Below are 16089 nucleotides of genomic sequence, written 5' to 3' on the forward strand. Positions count from 1 at the left end.
GTCACTTCCTTAACGTGGCGTCCAACCTTTTTTCGAGCGAGGTGAGGATGTTTTGCGTCGTGGTATTCACCTCATCGTCATTAAGAGTGCGCGATGGATGCTGCCAGGTCAAGCCAACTGCAAGGCTTTTTCTATCAGGATCAATGCCTTTACCCTGATACACGTCAAATAGCCTTAGGTCTGTCAGCCATTCGCCTGCATTTTCACGGATTACGTCCAATACAGCCGAGGCTGCGACGTCTTTGTGCGCGATCAGTGCCAAGTCACGACGAACTTCAGGAAAGCGCGATAACTCGTGGAATTTAGGCATTTTGCCCGAGGCCACTTCCGCCAGAACCATCTCGAAAACAAACACTGGACGATCCAGACCCAGGGTTTTCGACAACTCAGGGTGAATTGCGCCGATGAAGCCAACCAGACGCCCGTCACGTTCGATGCGCGCGGTTTGACCCGGATGCAACGCTGGGTGTTTACCAGGCACGAAAGTGAATGCACCCAGCGCACCGGCGAAGCCCAGCACCGCTTCCACGTCAGCCTTGACGTCGAAGAAGTCGACGACATCGCGACCTTGCGCCCAGCCTTCCGGCAGGCGGCTGCCGCAAACGACACCGGCCAGCATCGGCTCTTGCTTCAAGCCCTCGAGCTGACCGACGAAGCGCAGACCGCTCTCGAACAGACGAACGCGATCCTGCTGACGGTTCAGGTTGTGCTGAAGCGCCTTGACCAGACCAGGCCACAGCGACGAACGCATGGCAGCCATGTCGTTGGAAATCGGGTTAGCCAACAACAGCGGTTCAACACCCGGGTTAAACAATTCGAACTGTTTCGGATCGATGAAGCTGTAGGTGATCGCTTCCTGATAACCACGAGCAACCAGCAGACGACGCAGTTCCGGCAAGTCGCTACGGGCTTCCGCCTTGGCTTGCGGCGCCAGACGCGCTTGCGGATAACGAACCGGCAAGCGGTTATAACCATAAAGACGCGCCAACTCTTCGATCAGGTCGACTTCCAGGCTGATATCGAAGCGATGGCTTGGCACTTCTACGCGCCACTGCCCTGCCCCGTCAGCGGTAATGGTCAGGCCCAAAGCGCTGAGCAGACGCTCAACTTCAGCCGAGTCCATTTCCATGCCCAGCATCTGGGTGATGCGTTGAGCCCGCAGGGTAATCGGGGCGATCGACGGCAGGTGCTGCTCACTCACGGTTTCGATGATCGGGCCGGCTTCGCCACCGGTGATTTCCAGCAGCAGGCCAGTGGCGCGCTCCATGGCTTCACGGGCGAGCTGCCAGTCCACGCCACGCTCGTAGCGGTGCGATGCATCGGTGTGCAGGCCATAGGAACGGGCCTTGCCAGCGACGGCGATCTGATCGAAGAACGCGCTTTCCAGGAAGATATCGCGAGTGGTCGCGGTGTTGACGCCGCTATGCTCGCCCCCCATGACGCCGGCAATTGCCAGTGCGCGGGTGTGGTCGGCGATCACCAGCGTATCGCTACGCAGGCTAACTTCCTGACCGTCAAGCAGTACCAGCTTCTCGCCTTCTTCAGCCATGCGCACACGAATGCCGCCATTGATTTCGGCCAGATCGAAAGCGTGCAGCGGTTGACCCAACTCCAGCATCACGTAGTTGGTGATATCGACGGCGGCGTCGATGCTGCGCACGTCAGCACGGCGCAGACGCTCGACCATCCACAGCGGTGTAGGCTTTGACAGGTCGACGTTACGGATCACACGACCCAGGTAACGCGGGCAGGCCGCCGGCGCCAGCACCTCAACCGATCGCACTTCGTCATGGACCGCTGGAACGCTTGCAACCACCGGACGAGTGACTTGAGCGGCATACAGCGCGCCAACTTCACGGGCCAGACCCGCCAGAGACAGGCAGTCACCGCGGTTCGGGGTCAGGTCGACCTCGATGCTGGCGTCTTCCAGGTTCAGGTATTCACGAATGTCCTGACCCACCGGCGCATCTGCCGGCAGCTCCATCAGACCATCGTTACCTTCGCCCACTTGCAGCTCGGCTTGCGAGCACAGCATGCCGTTGGACTCAACGCCCCGCAGCTTGGCTTTCTTGATCTTGAAGTCGCCCGGCAATTCGGCGCCGATGGTGGCGAACGGGATCTTCAGGCCCGGGCGCACGTTGGGTGCACCGCATACAACCTGGAAGGTCTCCGAACCGTTGCTGACCTGGCAAACGCGCAGCTTGTCGGCGTCCGGGTGCTGTTCGGTACTAAGCACCTCGCCCACGATCACGCCACTGAAAACACCGGCGGCCGGCGTTACGCTATCGACCTCAAGACCGGCCATCGACAGACGAGCAACCAGCTCGTCGCGACTTACCTGCGGGCTAACCCAGCCACGCAGCCATTGTTCACTGAATTTCATCCTGCTCTCCTAAGAATTCGTTACGACTAGCGAAATTGCGCGAGGAACCGCAAGTCGTTGTCGAAGAACAGACGCAAGTCGTTCACGCCGTAACGCAGCATGGCCAGACGCTCAACACCCATGCCGAAGGCAAAGCCCGAAAACTCTTCCGGGTCAATCCCGGACATACGCAGCACGTTCGGGTGAACCATGCCGCAGCCCATGACTTCCAGCCAACCGGTCTGTTTGCAGACACGACAGCCTTTACCGCTGCACATCACGCATTCCATGTCGACTTCAGCGGATGGCTCAGTGAACGGGAAGTACGAAGGGCGGAAACGCACGGCCAACTCTTTTTCGAAGAACACCCGCAGAAATTCTTCGATGGTGCCTTTGAGGTCGGCGAAATTGATGTCGCGATCGACCAACAGACCTTCGACCTGGTGGAACATCGGCGAGTGGGTGATATCCGAGTCGCTACGGTACACACGGCCTGGGCAGACGATGCGGATCGGCGGCTGTTTTGACTCCATGGTGCGGACCTGTACCGGCGAGGTATGGGTGCGCAGCAACATGTTGGCATTGAAATAGAAGGTATCGTGCATCGACCGGGCCGGGTGGTGGCCTGGGATGTTGAGCGCTTCGAAGTTGTGGTAATCGTCTTCGACCTCAGGGCCTTCGGCGATGCCGTAGCCGATATGGGTGAAGAATTGTTCAATACGTTCCAGAGTACGAGTAACCGGGTGCAGACCACCGGAGGTCTGACCACGGCCAGGCAGGGTTACGTCAATGGACTCCGCAGACAGTTTGGCAGCCAGGTCGGCTTCCTCAAACAGTGCCTTGCGTGCATTGAGAACCTCTGTGACACGCTCCTTGGCAACGTTGATCAGCGCGCCGACTTGCGGACGCTCTTCTGCCGGCAAATTCCCCAGGGTCTTCATCACCTGAGTCAACTCACCCTTCTTGCCAAGGTAGTGAACCCGGATTTGCTCCAGGGCATTGATATCTTCAGCGCTTTGCACAGCCTCTAGTGCTTGAGAGACGAGCGCATCCAGGTTTTCCATGTACAGACTCCAGATACAAAATAGGGGAAGAGCTTGAAGGCTCTTCCCCTATTTATGACGTTTAACACCTGACCCCACAGATGCGAGGCCGGGTGACTGTCGGGGGTACTTAAGCCAAGGTGGCTTTAGCTTTCTCGACAATCGCAGCAAACGCCGCTTTTTCGTTCACTGCCAGATCAGCCAGAACCTTACGGTCGATCTCGATGGACGCTTTTTTCAGGCCGGCGATGAAACGGCTGTAGGACAGACCGTTGATACGAGCACCAGCGTTGATACGAGCGATCCACAGAGCGCGGAACTGACGTTTTTTCTGACGACGGTCACGGTAGGCGTATTGGCCTGCCTTGATTACCGCTTGCTTGGCAACACGGAATACGCGGGAGCGTGCGCCGTAGTAGCCTTTAGCAAGTTTCAGAATTTTTTTGTGACGCTTACGGGCAATGACGCCACGCTTTACACGAGCCATGAGTTACTTCCTCTATTCTTGACTAAAATTAACGAAGGCGCAGCATGCGCTCGACTTTTGCCACGTCAGACGGATGCAGCAAGCTGCTACCGCGCAGTTGACGCTTACGCTTGGTCGACATTTTGGTCAGGATGTGGCTCTTGAAAGCGTGCTTGTGCTTGATACCGTTAGCAGTTTTCAGAAACCGCTTAGCAGCACCACTTTTGGTCTTCATTTTTGGCATGTTCGGATACTCCGCATTCAGTTGATAAACATAATCAGAAGGCCTGCCGTGCCCTGTTGATTACTTCTTCTTTTTCGGGGCGATGACCATAATCAGTTGGCGTCCTTCCATCTTAGGATGCTGTTCGACCGAACCGTACTCGAGCAAGTCACCTTCAACTCGCTTGAGGAGTTCCATCCCCAGCTCCTGGTGGGCCATCTCACGGCCGCGGAATCGCAAGGATACCTTGGCCCTGTCCCCATCACTCAGGAAACGTACCAGGTTGCGCAGTTTTACCTGGTAATCCCCTTCCTCCGTCCCTGGACGAAACTTGATTTCTTTAACCTGAATCTGCTTCTGGTTTTTCTTGGCCGCAGCAATCTGCTTCTTCTTTTCGAAGATCGATTTGCCGTAGTCCATCAGTTTGCAAACAGGGGGTACTGCATCGGCGGAAATTTCCACCAGATCCAGCTTGGCCTCTTCAGCCTTAAGAAGCGCGTCTTCAATTGACACAATCCCAAGCTGTTCACCTTCAGCCCCAATTAACCGAACCTCGCGTGCCGAGATATTCTCGTTGATCGGGGCTTTCGGTGCAGCTCGTTTATCTTGTCTCATTTCACGCTTAATAATAATTACTCCGAATCTGGGCGACCACGCCGGGAAACCGCTTGCGCGAGAAACTCAGCGAACTGGGCGACGGGCATCGAGCCCAGGTCAGCACCTTCACGAGTACGCACAGCGACAGTCTGCATCTCGACTTCCCGATCTCCGATAACCAAGAGATAAGGAACCTTGAGCAAAGTATGCTCGCGGATTTTAAAGCCGATCTTTTCATTTCTCAAGTCAGACTTGGCACGAAATCCGCTTTCGTTGAGAGTTTTTTCAACTTCGGCGGCAAAATCTGCCTGTTTATCAGTGATGTTCATGATCACTGCCTGGGTCGGAGCCAGCCACGCGGGGAATGCCCCTTCGTAGTGCTCGATCAGGATTCCGACGAAACGTTCGAAGGAGCCCAGGATCGCCCGGTGCAACATTACCGGGTGCTTGCGACTGTTGTCTTCGGAGACGTATTCGGCTCCCAAACGGACAGGCAGGTTAAAATCGAGCTGCAGAGTACCACACTGCCAGACACGGCCAAGGCAATCTTTCAGCGAGAACTCGATTTTCGGACCGTAGAATGCACCTTCACCTGGCTGCAGATCGTACGGCAGGCCCGCACTATCAAGGGCTGCGGCCAATGCAGCTTCGGCGCGATCCCACAGCTCGTCGGAACCGACGCGTTTTTCCGGACGAGTGGACAGCTTCATCTCGACATCTTTAAAGCCGAAATCGGCGTAGACGTCCATGGTCAGCTTGATAAACGCAGCGGATTCAGCCTGCATCTGCTCTTCAGTGCAGAAGATGTGAGCGTCATCCTGAGTGAATGCACGGACGCGCATGATGCCGTGCAATGCACCCGACGGCTCGTTACGGTGGCATGCGCCGAATTCGGCCAGACGCATCGGCAACTCGCGGTAGCTTTTCAGACCTTGATTGAACACCTGCACGTGGCAAGGGCAGTTCATTGGCTTGATGGCGTAGTCGCGGTTTTCCGACTGGGTGGTGAACATGTTGTCGGCGTAGTTGGCCCAGTGCCCGGATTTCTCCCACAGGCTGCGGTCAACGACCTGAGGTGTCTTGATCTCAAGGTAACCGTTGTCGCGCTGAACCTTGCGCATGTACTGCTCAAGTACTTGGTACAGAGTCCAGCCATTCGGGTGCCAGAACACCATGCCCGGCGACTCTTCCTGGGTGTGGAACAGGCCCAGGCGCTTGCCGATCTTGCGGTGATCGCGCTTTTCAGCTTCTTCGATACGCTGAATGTACGCAGCCAGTTGTTTCTTGTCGGCCCATGCGGTGCCGTAAACGCGCTGCAATTGCTCGTTCTTGGCATCGCCACGCCAGTAGGCGCCGGACAACTTGGTCAACTTGAAGGATTTCAGGAAGCGGGTGTTCGGCACGTGCGGACCGCGGCACATGTCGACGTATTCTTCGTGATAATACAGGCCCATAGCCTGCTCGTTCGGCATGTCTTCGACCAGGCGCAACTTGTAGTCTTCGCCTCGGGCCTTGAACACTTCAATCACTTCGGCACGCGGAGTGACTTTTTTGATCACGTCGTAATCTTTCTCGATCAGCTGCTGCATGCGCTGTTCGATAGCGGCCAGGTCGTCCGGAGTGAAAGGACGCTCAAAGGCGATGTCGTAATAGAAGCCTTCATCAATGACCGGACCAATAACCATCTTGGCCGTCGGATACAGTTGTTTGACTGCGTGACCGACCAGGTGGGCGCAAGAGTGGCGGATGATCTCCAACCCCTCTTCATCCTTGGGCGTGATGATTTGCAGCGTGGCGTCGCTGTTGATGATGTCGCTGGCATCGACCAGTTTGCCATCGACCTTGCCTGCTACAGTGGCCTTGGCCAGGCCGGCACCAATGGATGCGGCGACCTCGGCTACGGAAACCGGATGATCGAATGAACGTTGACTGCCGTCGGGAAGAGTAATAGTTGGCATGGCGCCTCCTCTCCTAGTGGTGACCCCTACCAAAGGTCACGTGGGTTGGGATGAGCCAGTACAAGATCCGATCCAGGCCATTCAATGACGAACGCCTGCCTTACAGCGGCAGGAGCCTTGCGGCCAACCGGAAACCGAACCAGAGTGACTGGGGTTCAAATCAGGGTTAATCGTGCTTTAGCCGCTGCCGGGACTGAAGGTCAACCGGAGCCTGCAAACGCCCGAGCGACGCATGCTAGCACAGATGAACGGTTGCCACGGCGTGCAGGTTTTGTAGCTGGGTAAAATGGCTGTTTTTATGCCAGAGTGCTGAACTTGAAGTGCACTATCGCTCTCAGATAACAAGACATTTGACCCACAAGGAGTATCTCAGCATGCGTCTGAATCGTTTATTCGCAGTCGTCGCCCCCGTCATTCTCCTGCTGCCACTGGCCGCCCATGCAGAATGGCCGAAAGGCGAACGGGAGAAATACATGGCTCAGTGTGTTCCTGCCGCTGCCGAGAAGATTGGTACACCCGCAGCGAAATCCCACTGCGCCTGCGGTGCCGATGCGATCAAGTCGTACCCTGCCGCCGATATTCAGTCCCTGATGAACAACACGGCCAGCGACACTTTGAAGCAGCAGGCACTGAGCAAAATTGCAGCCTGCAAGGCCACCAACAAAGAGCAAAAATAAGCTCGCCCTCGCGCTTTCAACCCCTGAAATACTGTTAAAAAGCTGCTGAAACAGGCCCTTTCGTACAATTTATTCAGGTTTTTCAGCTTTTTTTATCGCCTTAACTTTCGACTGAAAGCCTTATAGATCGGGGCTTTCAGCCGCCAAAGGACACAAAGAAAACACGACTGGTTGGCAAACAGTGCGTCCGGGGGGCTCCCAAAGCGAACATTTCGACTATGATACTCGGGTGTGCCCAGTTGGCCTGAGCAGCACAGTACTACTGAAAATATATGTTTCTTGGAGATACACCATGTCTAATCGCCAAACCGGCACCGTTAAATGGTTCAACGATGAAAAAGGCTTCGGCTTCATCACTCCTCAAGGTGGCGGTGACGACCTGTTCGTACACTTCAAAGCTATCGAAAGCGACGGTTTCAAAAGCCTGAAAGAAGGCCAGACTGTTTCCTTCGTGGCTGAGAAAGGCCAAAAGGGTATGCAAGCTGCTCAAGTTCGCCCAGAGTAATTTCCAGGCGCACTAAAAAAACCCCGTCCATGTGACGGGGTTTTTTATGGATGAAACAAAAGCGTGAGTGGTCAGCCGCAGTTGACGCGGGTGACGACCCGATTGGCATCGGTGTTCAGATTCAGTCGATCGGAACGGTATTCCAGCGTCACCATATCGGTTGGCAAGAGGAACCGTGCATTTTGTGCCCCGGCGCGAGTACGCGCCTGCTCCAAAAGTTCTGGCGATGCCTTTTTGCCAATGGTGAATTCGGCAGCCTTTGCCTCACAACGGCTGTGACCCGTGTCAGTTGTCGTAGCAGTGCCTGCTGTCGACTCCGTGGAGGTAGTGTTGCAACCGGCCAGTGTGGCAGCGGCCAACAAAGCACCCAATGACGCGAGCTTCCAAGGCATGAAGCCTCCTTATTCAATGATTAAGCTGAGATCGTGCGACAACCAGGCTGGCGTTTGGTTTCACAAGGAGCACTGACACCGCGCCCCTGATCCGGACGAGCCGCGATTCTGCCTGAGTGCCGCCCTCCCCTTAACCATTCAATCGTGACTGAATATGAACGACGGTCAATAAACGTCAATGTAGTCGTACGCAGGATTTGGCCAGTTATCTTTCAACGCATTGAAGATTTGCATGACCCAGACTTCATCGCTAGCTGCAACCAGCCCGACGTAGCCTGAACCCTTGGCCCACGTTTCGAGACGAAACAACAACCCGTCGATATCGGTGCCGCCCACGACACCCGAGGAAATATAGGCAACCCCTCCCTTGGTGACCCGCAATTGGGTATGTTCATCGTCACTGGCACCTGCCAGCATCTGACGCACAGCGTCAAGGGTCAGGCCATCTGGGGAGTTCAAATCGATCTGCACGGCACGTTCCTTGAATTTTCGTCAAAGACCAAGTGTCGCATAGCGCTCCAATCATGCCTAAGTCGGAGTGCCAAACGCCCCGCAAAATGCTTAACTCGACGCTCAATCCCCCAGACTTCACGAGCGCCATCATGACCACTGTAAGCATCGACGCCGACATCAAGGCCAAGTGGCAGGACGGCCACAGCTCATACAGCCCCGGCAGCACCGAAGAGCTGGCCATTATCGGTATCGATCTGTTGGTCAGGGACCTGGGAGCCGACGCCGCCCAATCGTTTATCGAACAGGTTTTCGAAAAGCATCTGGCAGACCAACGGGCCGCAACGGATATCGGGCGGGGGTAAACCCCGCAGGGCCAGCACCTGCGGGCGCTAAAACCTATTTCAATCGCGCCAGGCGCTCGCTCAACAGATCGAAGAAGCCTTGAGCGTCTCCGCTTTCAACCCAGAAAGCGTTCTTCGGCGCCTTGAGTCCGTCATACCAGTCAACGATGGTTTGACCGAACGTCGGCCCCTCGCGACTATCGATCACCACATTGACCGAGCGACCGCTGAACAACTCGGGCTTGAGCAGGTAGGCGACGACCGTGGCATCGTGCACCGGACCACCCGGAATGCCGTAATGCTCCATATCACCCTTGACGTATTCATTGAGAATGTCGCTCACGAGCTTGCTGGCCTTATTGTTCAGGACGGCTATTTGCTGCAGTCGCGATTCGCTGGTGAGAATCTTGTGGGTCACGTCCAGCGGCAGGTAGGTCAGTTTCACGCCACTTTTGAGTACCACTTCGGCAGCCTGCGGGTCGGCGAACAGGTTGAACTCCGCCACGGGCGTGATATTGCCACCATTGAAGTGTGCACCACCCATGATCACCACTTCCTTGATGCCCTGGACGATTTCAGGTTCCTGGATCAACGCCAGGGCCAGGTTGGTCTGCGGGCCCAGCATGGCAATGGTGATGCTATGGGGCTTGGCCGCCTTCAGGGTCTCGATCAGATAAGCCACCGCGCTGCCCTGGGCCAAGCCCTTTTTCGGCTCATGCACGGTGACACCCGACAGACCTTCCTTGCCATGGATGTCCTCGGCGTAGATCGGTGTGCGCATCAGCGGTTTCGGCGCGCCCGCATAAACAGGCACCTCTTCCCGCCCGGCCCACTCCCGGGCGAGCCGTGCATTGCGCGAGGTTTTATCCAGACGAACATTGCCTGCAACAGTGGTCAACGCACGAACATTCAGTTCATCCGGCGAAGCCAGCGCAAACAGCAAGGCGACCACGTCATCGGCCCCCGGATCGGTGTCGATGATCAGGTCGATTTTTTCCGCCGACTGGGCGTTTGTTGCAGCAATAACGGACAAAAGCAGCAGACTCCGGAACAAATGGTGCAGTTTCTTAGCATAGCGGTACATGGCGCACTCCTTGTGCATTGGAAAATCAAAAGCGATTCAGAACGTTACTCCGGCAATCAGAGCAATATTGCAGTACGGCTGACATTCACCGGTCCGAACAATCGCCCTCGCCTGGCGACTGAGGGCTTTGAACTGCTCATGACTGAGCCACTCCCGCTGGCCCAGCGCCCCTTCAGCGCTCAGCTCATCAAGCACAGCCAGCGCTGACGGTTTTTTCTCGAGAATCTCCTGCGCCAGTACATGCCTTTCGACCTGCATTTCGCTGAGCACAACCTTCAAGGTGCTGACAAAATCCGGAATACCCTGGGTCAAGGCCAGGTCGATCAGCTCCACACCCGGCGGCACCGGCAAACCGGCGTCAGCGATTATCACGATGTCGCCATGCCCCAATGACGCGATCAGCCGCGACAGCGCAACGTTCAACAGCGGTGTCTTTTTCATGAGGTTTTGAACACCGTGACTTCGGACAGGGTGGGAATCGAGGGTTGTGCACCAGCACGGGTGACCGACAGCGCTGCGGCGACCTGTCCGAAGCGAATCGCTTCGGCTTCGCCTTTGCCAGCCGCCAACGCTGCAGCAAAGCCGCCGACAAACGTATCCCCAGCCGCCGTTGTATCAACCGCTTTCACGACAGGCGCCAGGAAGTGTTCGAAACCATCACCACTCGCGAACAATGATCCTTGGGCACCAAGCGTGATGATCACCTTGCCAGCTCCCATTGCTATCAGTCTGGTCGCGGCGGCTTCAGCGCTTTGCAGAGAATCCACCGGCAAACCACTCAAGGCCGACGCTTCGCTTTCGTTGGGAATCAGGTAATCGATCGAGGCATACCAATCAGCCGGCAGCGGCTGACTGGCCGGCGCCGGGTTCAGGATCACGGTTTTGCCTAACTCACGACCGCGCTTGAGCGCGTGGCCGACCGTGGCGTCCGGCACTTCAAGCTGACAAATGATCACATCGGCAGCTTGCAGTACGGCATCAAAACAACCGATCAACGCGGGTGTCAGCGCACCATTGGCGCCAGCGACAATAACGATCGCGTTCTGGCTGTTATCGTCGACCACGATCAACGCCACGCCACTGGAGCCATCAACCGTGCTGACCGCCTGACAATCGATCTGTTCAGCCAGCAAGGCTCCACGCAACGCTTCGCCGTAGGCATCGCTCCCCACGCAACCGACCATCGAGACTTGAGCCCCCAGTCTTGCCGCGGCCACGGCCTGGTTTGCGCCCTTTCCACCGGAAACCGTAGCAAACGATTCGCCGATCAAAGTTTCACCACCACGCGGCAGCCGTGGCGCCCGAGTGACCAGGTCCATGTTCAGGCTGCCTATTACCACTACGTTTGCTGGCATACAGTACTCATTCATTCAGTTTCAGCGGTATTCGTCGAACACGCCGGGCAACGGAGCCGTCGATTCGCGCACAACAATGCTCGGCGTCACGATCCGTTGCTCAGTGACCAGATCCGGCGTGGCAATGCGCCGCAAAAGCACTTCTGCGGCCATCTCGCCCAGCTGCAGGATCGACTGTCCCACAGTGGTCAACGCCGGATAGACGTAGCGACTCATCTGAATATCGTCAAAGCCAATCACTGACAGCTGCGTCGGCACACGGATGTTGCGCTCGGCGGCGGCTCGTAACACGCCGATACCGATCATGTCGTTGCCCGCAAAAATGGCGCTGGGCGGGTTCTGGGCCAACAGGATTGCCGCGGCGTTGTAACCGCCGGTGCTGGTGAAGTCGCTTTCCAGCATGCGTTCGCGGGGCACTTCCACGCCTGCGTCTTTAAGGGCCCGGCAAAAACCGGACAGACGCATTTGCGCCACACTGGTGGTTGCCGGGCCGCTGATCGTTGCGATATCTCGATGCCCCAACTCCAGCAAGTGCCGGGTCGCCAGATAAGCACCATATTCATGATCGATTCGCACCAGATCGGCATCGACGCCTTCCAAGCCTCGGTCGACGATCACCATCGGCGTGCGCACACCCGCCAAACCTTGCGCCAGGCTACTGTCTCCACCGGCCGAGGCGACGATCAGGCCGTCGATGCGTTTTTCCAGCAATACGCGCAGGTAGCTGCGCTGCTTTTGCGGGTTGTCGTCAGAGTTGCAGAGGATCACGCAGTAACCATTGCGCTCACAGTAATCCTCGATGCCCCGCGCCAGTTCGGCGAAATACGGGTTGAGACTGTTGGGCACCAGCAAACCAATGGTCGCCGTAGTTTTGGCCTTGAGTGAGCGGGCCACGGCACTGGGTACGTAGTCGAGGGTCTTGATCGCCTCTTCGACCTTGATCCGTACGTCCTTGCTGACTGGCCGGGTGTTGTTCACCACATGGGAAACCGTGGTGTAGGAAATTCCCGCGAGCGCAGCCACATCTTTGATCGTTGCCATGACTCAGGACCGCCGGCTTGCGCGCTGACTGCGATAAGTATCGAGCACCACCGCCACTACGATTACCGCACCGGTGATGATGCGCTTGGTCGGTTCAGTGGCGCCAATCTGCGCCAGGCCGGCCGCCAATACGGAAATGATCAATACACCAAAGAATGTGCTGATGACCGAGCCGCGTCCACCCATCAGGCTGGTCCCGCCGATCACGACCGCTGCGATCACTTGCAGCTCCAGACCGGAACCGGCATTGGGGTCCGCCGCCTCCAGGCGCGAAATCTGGAACAGTGCAGCAACACCGGCCAACAGCCCCATGAGGCTGAACACCAGAATCTTGTAGGGCTTGGGATTGATCCCAGCCAGACGCACCGCCTCTTCGTTGGTACCGATGCCAATGAGATAACGACCGAACACGGTACGGGTCAACACCGCCTGGGCGATGAATATGATCAGCAAAGCGATGATGAACGACGGGGAAATGCCGAAGGCGATCGGGTTGGATAACCAGGCAAACGCGTCGCCGATGTAGGCCGTGCGCGAACCGGTCATTTGATACGCCACACCCCGGGCCATCTCCAGCACACCGAGGGACACAATGAACGACGGAATGCGCCACGCCACAGTGATCGAACCGGTGACGGTCCCGGCCAACGCCGCCGCGGCCATGCCGAGCAACGCTGCGGGCAGGACGCTCCAGCCCCAGCCGAGAATGGCCACGCTGACCGTCGAAGCCGCGAGCGCCAGCACTGACCCTACCGACAGATCGATACCGCCGATGATCAGCACGAAGGTCATGCCGACCGCCAGGACCATCAAGTCGGGAATCTGATTGGCCAACGTGCTGAACGTGTCGTAGGAGAGGAAATGACTGCTCAGGGTCGAGAACAGCACCACCATCGCCAGCAAGGCCCCGGCCAGCCCCATGTAGGTGCCGAGGCCGTAGAAGTTGCCGCTGCGGTTGCCGGCGGAAGAAGCGGTTTTCATGGAAGATCCCTAGGCGCAGCTTCGTTGAGCAGCGCATCGTGTTTTTGGTAGCCGGCGAATGCAGCGGCAAGCAAATCATCCTGAGTCCAGCTGTCGCGTTCGAACGTCTCGATCAGACGCCCCGCCGACAACACACCGATCCGGTCACAAATCAGCATCAACTCACGCAGGTCACTGGACACCACCACCAGCGCCTTACCCTGGCGGGTCAGTTCACCCAGCAGGTTGTAAATGTCGAACTTGGCGCCGACATCAATGCCCCGCGTCGGCTCATCGAACAGCAGCACCGAACAATCACGTTCCAGCCAACGGCCAATCACCACTTTCTGCTGATTGCCGCCAGACAACTCGGACACCAATTGCCCCGGACCGGAACTTCGGATGCGCATGGCATCGATCTGGCGCTGAGCCAGCGCATGTTCATCGTTGTTGTCGACGATGCCGCCACTGGAGATAACCGGCATGTTGCCCAATGCGATGTTGGCGCTGATCGATTGGGTCAAGAGCAAGCCCTCGCCCTTGCGATCTTCAGTGATCAACGCGATACCGTGACCAACTGCATCGACCGGTGAGCGAATGCTGACAACCTGCGCAGGCGAGCCCAGTGCCACCGTGCCGCTGTCTGCCAGATCCGCCCCGAAAATCAGGCGCAGCAACTCGGTGCGCCCTGCTCCGATCAACCCTGAAATGCCGAAAATCTCACCGGTGCGAACTTCGAAAGACACGTCGCGAACCTTGTCGGAACGGCTCAGTCCCTTGACCGTCAAGGCTGGAGCGCCGATTTCGCGCGCGCCCATATCGATGTGTTCGCCGAGCTCACGACCGACCATCAACGTGACCAGTTGTTCGCTGTTGTAGTTGGCCATCGGCTCGACGCGAACCAGATGGCCATCGCGCAGCACTGCGATGCGTTGAGCAACGCGGGCGAGCTCTTCGAGGCGGTGGGAGATATAGATGATGGACACGCCGCGCACCTGCAGCCGAGTGATCTGCTCGAACAGCATCTCGACCTCGCGCGTCGTAAGCATCGCGGTCGGCTCATCGAGAATCAGCACATGGCAATCGCCGATCAGGTTGCGGGCAATCTCGACCATTTGCTGATGACCGATACCCAACTCGCCGACCAACGTGTCGGGGTCGATCGAGTCAAGCCCTACCTGGGCCATGGCTACGATGGCTGCCTTGCGCAGTTGCTTGCGGCTGATCCACCCACCAATGCCGGGCAGGTTGTCGAGAAACAGGTTTTCCGCCACCGACAAGGTCGGCAACAAATTGAGCTCCTGCATGACCATGCGGATGCCCATGCCTTCCGCCTGTGCCCTGCTGCCCGGACGGTAGTCCTGCCCAAGAAACTGCATCTGGCCGGTCGTCGGCGTAGCCAAACCGCCAATGATCTTCGACAGCGTGCTTTTGCCGGCACCATTCTCACCGGTCAGCGCCAGTACTTCACCGCGCCTGAGCGTCAGGTCGATCCCGGTCAGGACCGGTTGCGCGTAAGTCTTGCCGATGCCACTGACCGTGAGGACAACGTCCGGAGTGGAAACTGACATAAAACTCTCCACGCGCCCGCCCGGAAGGACGAGCGCTTTTGTGTCGTCAGAGGATTACTGGGTAACCAGCTCTACAGGCGTTTCAATCACGCCGTTGGCGCCGCTGTCGACCTTCTCGCCCTTGAGAATCTTGAGCGCAGTCTCGATGCCGAATACTGCTTGCCTGGCCGCGAACTGGTCAGCGGTGGCGAGCACTCGACCATCCTTGAGCATGGGTTTGATGGCATTGATGTTGTCGTAGCCCACCACTTGTACTTTGCCGGTCTTGCCCGCCGCACGCACGGCAGAAACCGCCCCCACCGCCATGCTGTCGTTACCGGCCAGCAGGGCTTTGGTTTGCGGGTATTCGCTGAGAATCGACGCGGCGACCTTATTGCCCTTATCGATCTCCCAGTCACCAGACTGCAAGGACACCACTTTGATCTGCGCCGCCTCCATCGCATCCTTGAAACCGGCAGTGCGCTGCTGGGCGTTGGTGGTGGTGGACACGCCTTCAATGATGCCGACCTCATCACCTGCCTTCAGTTGCCTGGCCAGGTAGTCACCCACCAGACGCGCGCCCTTGCGGTTATCCGGGCCCACGAATGGCACGCTGATGTTTTTGCTTTTGACGACGGCCGGATCCAGTTGGTTGTCGATGTTGATCACGGTGATCCCGGCATCGATGGCTTTCTTGATCACTGGAACCATGGCTTTGGAGTCCGCCGGCGCAATGACCAGCGCATTGACCTTGGCCAGGATCATCTGCTCGACGATACGTGTCTGGCCCGCGGTATCAGTCTCGTCCTTGATACCGTTGGAGATCAGGTCGAATTCGCCGGAATGGTCTTTCTGATAGGCCTTTGCGCCATCTTCCATGGTCAGGAAGAATTCGTTGGCCAGGGATTTCATGACCAGCGCGACTTTGGGTTTTTCAGGTGTTTCGGCGAAAGCCGAAGAGACAGGCAGAGAAGCGGATGCGGCAACCAGCATAGCGACAGCAAGAAGGTGTCCAGCGAATGGCAGCTTCATGGGTTCACTCCGATCTTATGATTATTGTGAGCAACGCTTGCACTGGCGTC

Annotated in this window: 18 protein-coding genes; 3 read left to right on the top strand and 15 right to left on the bottom strand. The window is 57.3% G+C overall.

Going from position 1 to position 16089, the window contains the following annotated elements; all coding sequences use genetic code 11:
* Nucleotide 1 precedes the first annotated feature (1 nt).
* The 6 genes from pheT to thrS all read right to left on the bottom strand — a co-directional run bounded on the left by pheT (nucleotide 2) and on the right by thrS (nucleotide 6649).
* On the bottom strand, nucleotides 2-2383 hold the full coding sequence (pheT, locus tag QYH43_RS18145) for a phenylalanine--tRNA ligase subunit beta (protein ID WP_095151920.1): 2382 nt from the start codon (nucleotides 2381-2383) through the stop codon (nucleotides 2-4).
* A 26-nt stretch (nucleotides 2384-2409) separates the two neighbouring features.
* On the bottom strand, nucleotides 2410-3426 hold the full coding sequence (gene pheS / locus QYH43_RS18150) for a phenylalanine--tRNA ligase subunit alpha (RefSeq protein WP_007905876.1): 1017 nt from the start codon (nucleotides 3424-3426) through the stop codon (nucleotides 2410-2412).
* 109 nt (nucleotides 3427-3535) lie between these two features.
* Nucleotides 3536-3892 carry a 50S ribosomal protein L20 gene (gene rplT, locus QYH43_RS18155; RefSeq protein ID WP_007905879.1) on the bottom strand — a complete coding sequence of 119 codons (357 nt, stop codon included), beginning with the start codon at nucleotides 3890-3892 and terminating at the stop codon, nucleotides 3536-3538.
* A 28-nt stretch (nucleotides 3893-3920) separates the two neighbouring features.
* A complete protein-coding gene (gene rpmI, locus QYH43_RS18160) occupies nucleotides 3921-4115 on the bottom strand; it encodes a 50S ribosomal protein L35 (protein ID WP_002553160.1) in 195 nt (64 codons plus the stop codon).
* 60 nt (nucleotides 4116-4175) lie between these two features.
* Nucleotides 4176-4727, bottom strand: coding sequence for a translation initiation factor IF-3 (gene infC / locus QYH43_RS18165; protein WP_172435341.1), 552 nt, complete (start codon nucleotides 4725-4727; stop codon nucleotides 4176-4178).
* Nucleotides 4727-6649, bottom strand: coding sequence for a threonine--tRNA ligase (gene thrS, locus QYH43_RS18170; protein WP_095057989.1), 1923 nt, complete (start codon nucleotides 6647-6649; stop codon nucleotides 4727-4729). Before thrS ends, infC begins: the two co-directional genes overlap by 1 nt.
* A gap of 374 nt (nucleotides 6650-7023) precedes the next feature.
* Between thrS and QYH43_RS18175 the strand changes: the two genes are divergently transcribed.
* Both QYH43_RS18175 and QYH43_RS18180 read left to right on the top strand, forming a co-directional pair.
* On the top strand, nucleotides 7024-7326 hold the full coding sequence (locus QYH43_RS18175) for a hypothetical protein (protein WP_095057990.1): 303 nt from the start codon (nucleotides 7024-7026) through the stop codon (nucleotides 7324-7326).
* Between the two features lie 292 nt (nucleotides 7327-7618).
* The gene (locus QYH43_RS18180) at nucleotides 7619-7831 is read left to right on the top strand and encodes a cold-shock protein (protein ID WP_003179963.1); all 213 of its coding nucleotides are present in this window, start codon (nucleotides 7619-7621) and stop codon (nucleotides 7829-7831) included.
* Nucleotides 7832-7902: 71 nt separating this feature from the next.
* Here QYH43_RS18180 and QYH43_RS18185 read toward each other — a convergent pair whose 3' ends face one another.
* Together QYH43_RS18185 and QYH43_RS18190 are read right to left on the bottom strand one after the other, a co-directional pair.
* Complete coding sequence (locus QYH43_RS18185) at nucleotides 7903-8223, bottom strand: I78 family peptidase inhibitor (protein WP_095057991.1); 321 nt, start codon at nucleotides 8221-8223, stop codon at nucleotides 7903-7905.
* 165 nt (nucleotides 8224-8388) lie between these two features.
* Nucleotides 8389-8694 carry a hypothetical protein gene (locus tag QYH43_RS18190; protein WP_095057992.1) on the bottom strand — a complete coding sequence of 102 codons (306 nt, stop codon included), beginning with the start codon at nucleotides 8692-8694 and terminating at the stop codon, nucleotides 8389-8391.
* A gap of 131 nt (nucleotides 8695-8825) precedes the next feature.
* On the opposite strand from QYH43_RS18190, the gene QYH43_RS18195 reads away from it, so the two are divergent.
* A complete protein-coding gene (locus QYH43_RS18195; RefSeq protein WP_095057993.1) occupies nucleotides 8826-9038 on the top strand; it encodes a hypothetical protein in 213 nt (70 codons plus the stop codon).
* 34 nt (nucleotides 9039-9072) lie between these two features.
* Here the strand turns inward: QYH43_RS18195 and QYH43_RS18200 are convergent, their stop codons facing one another.
* From QYH43_RS18200 to QYH43_RS18230, 7 genes are read right to left on the bottom strand one after another with little or no spacing between them, the layout of a single operon-like run.
* Nucleotides 9073-10101 carry a nucleoside hydrolase gene (locus QYH43_RS18200; protein ID WP_095057994.1) on the bottom strand — a complete coding sequence of 343 codons (1029 nt, stop codon included), beginning with the start codon at nucleotides 10099-10101 and terminating at the stop codon, nucleotides 9073-9075.
* A 36-nt stretch (nucleotides 10102-10137) separates the two neighbouring features.
* Nucleotides 10138-10542 (bottom strand): D-ribose pyranase, encoded by a 405-nt coding sequence (gene rbsD / locus QYH43_RS18205; protein ID WP_095057995.1) that lies wholly within the window; start codon nucleotides 10540-10542, stop codon nucleotides 10138-10140.
* Nucleotides 10539-11456 (bottom strand): ribokinase, encoded by a 918-nt coding sequence (gene rbsK, locus QYH43_RS18210; RefSeq protein WP_095057996.1) that lies wholly within the window; start codon nucleotides 11454-11456, stop codon nucleotides 10539-10541. The genes rbsD and rbsK overlap by 4 nt, the downstream gene beginning before the upstream one ends.
* A gap of 21 nt (nucleotides 11457-11477) precedes the next feature.
* Nucleotides 11478-12497 carry a LacI family DNA-binding transcriptional regulator gene (locus tag QYH43_RS18215; protein ID WP_095057997.1) on the bottom strand — a complete coding sequence of 340 codons (1020 nt, stop codon included), beginning with the start codon at nucleotides 12495-12497 and terminating at the stop codon, nucleotides 11478-11480.
* A 3-nt stretch (nucleotides 12498-12500) separates the two neighbouring features.
* Entirely contained in the window at nucleotides 12501-13478 is a 978-nt protein-coding gene (locus QYH43_RS18220) for an ABC transporter permease (RefSeq protein ID WP_095057998.1), read from the bottom strand.
* The gene (locus QYH43_RS18225) at nucleotides 13475-15028 is read right to left on the bottom strand and encodes a sugar ABC transporter ATP-binding protein (RefSeq protein WP_095151916.1); all 1554 of its coding nucleotides are present in this window, start codon (nucleotides 15026-15028) and stop codon (nucleotides 13475-13477) included. Before QYH43_RS18225 ends, QYH43_RS18220 begins: the two co-directional genes overlap by 4 nt.
* A 54-nt stretch (nucleotides 15029-15082) precedes the next feature.
* Nucleotides 15083-16039, bottom strand: coding sequence for a sugar ABC transporter substrate-binding protein (locus QYH43_RS18230; RefSeq protein ID WP_095058000.1), 957 nt, complete (start codon nucleotides 16037-16039; stop codon nucleotides 15083-15085).
* Between the last annotated feature and the right edge of the window lie 50 nt (nucleotides 16040-16089).

It is taken from the genome of Pseudomonas sp. C32 (genome assembly GCF_030417915.1).
Lineage (GTDB): Bacteria > Pseudomonadota > Gammaproteobacteria > Pseudomonadales > Pseudomonadaceae > Aquipseudomonas.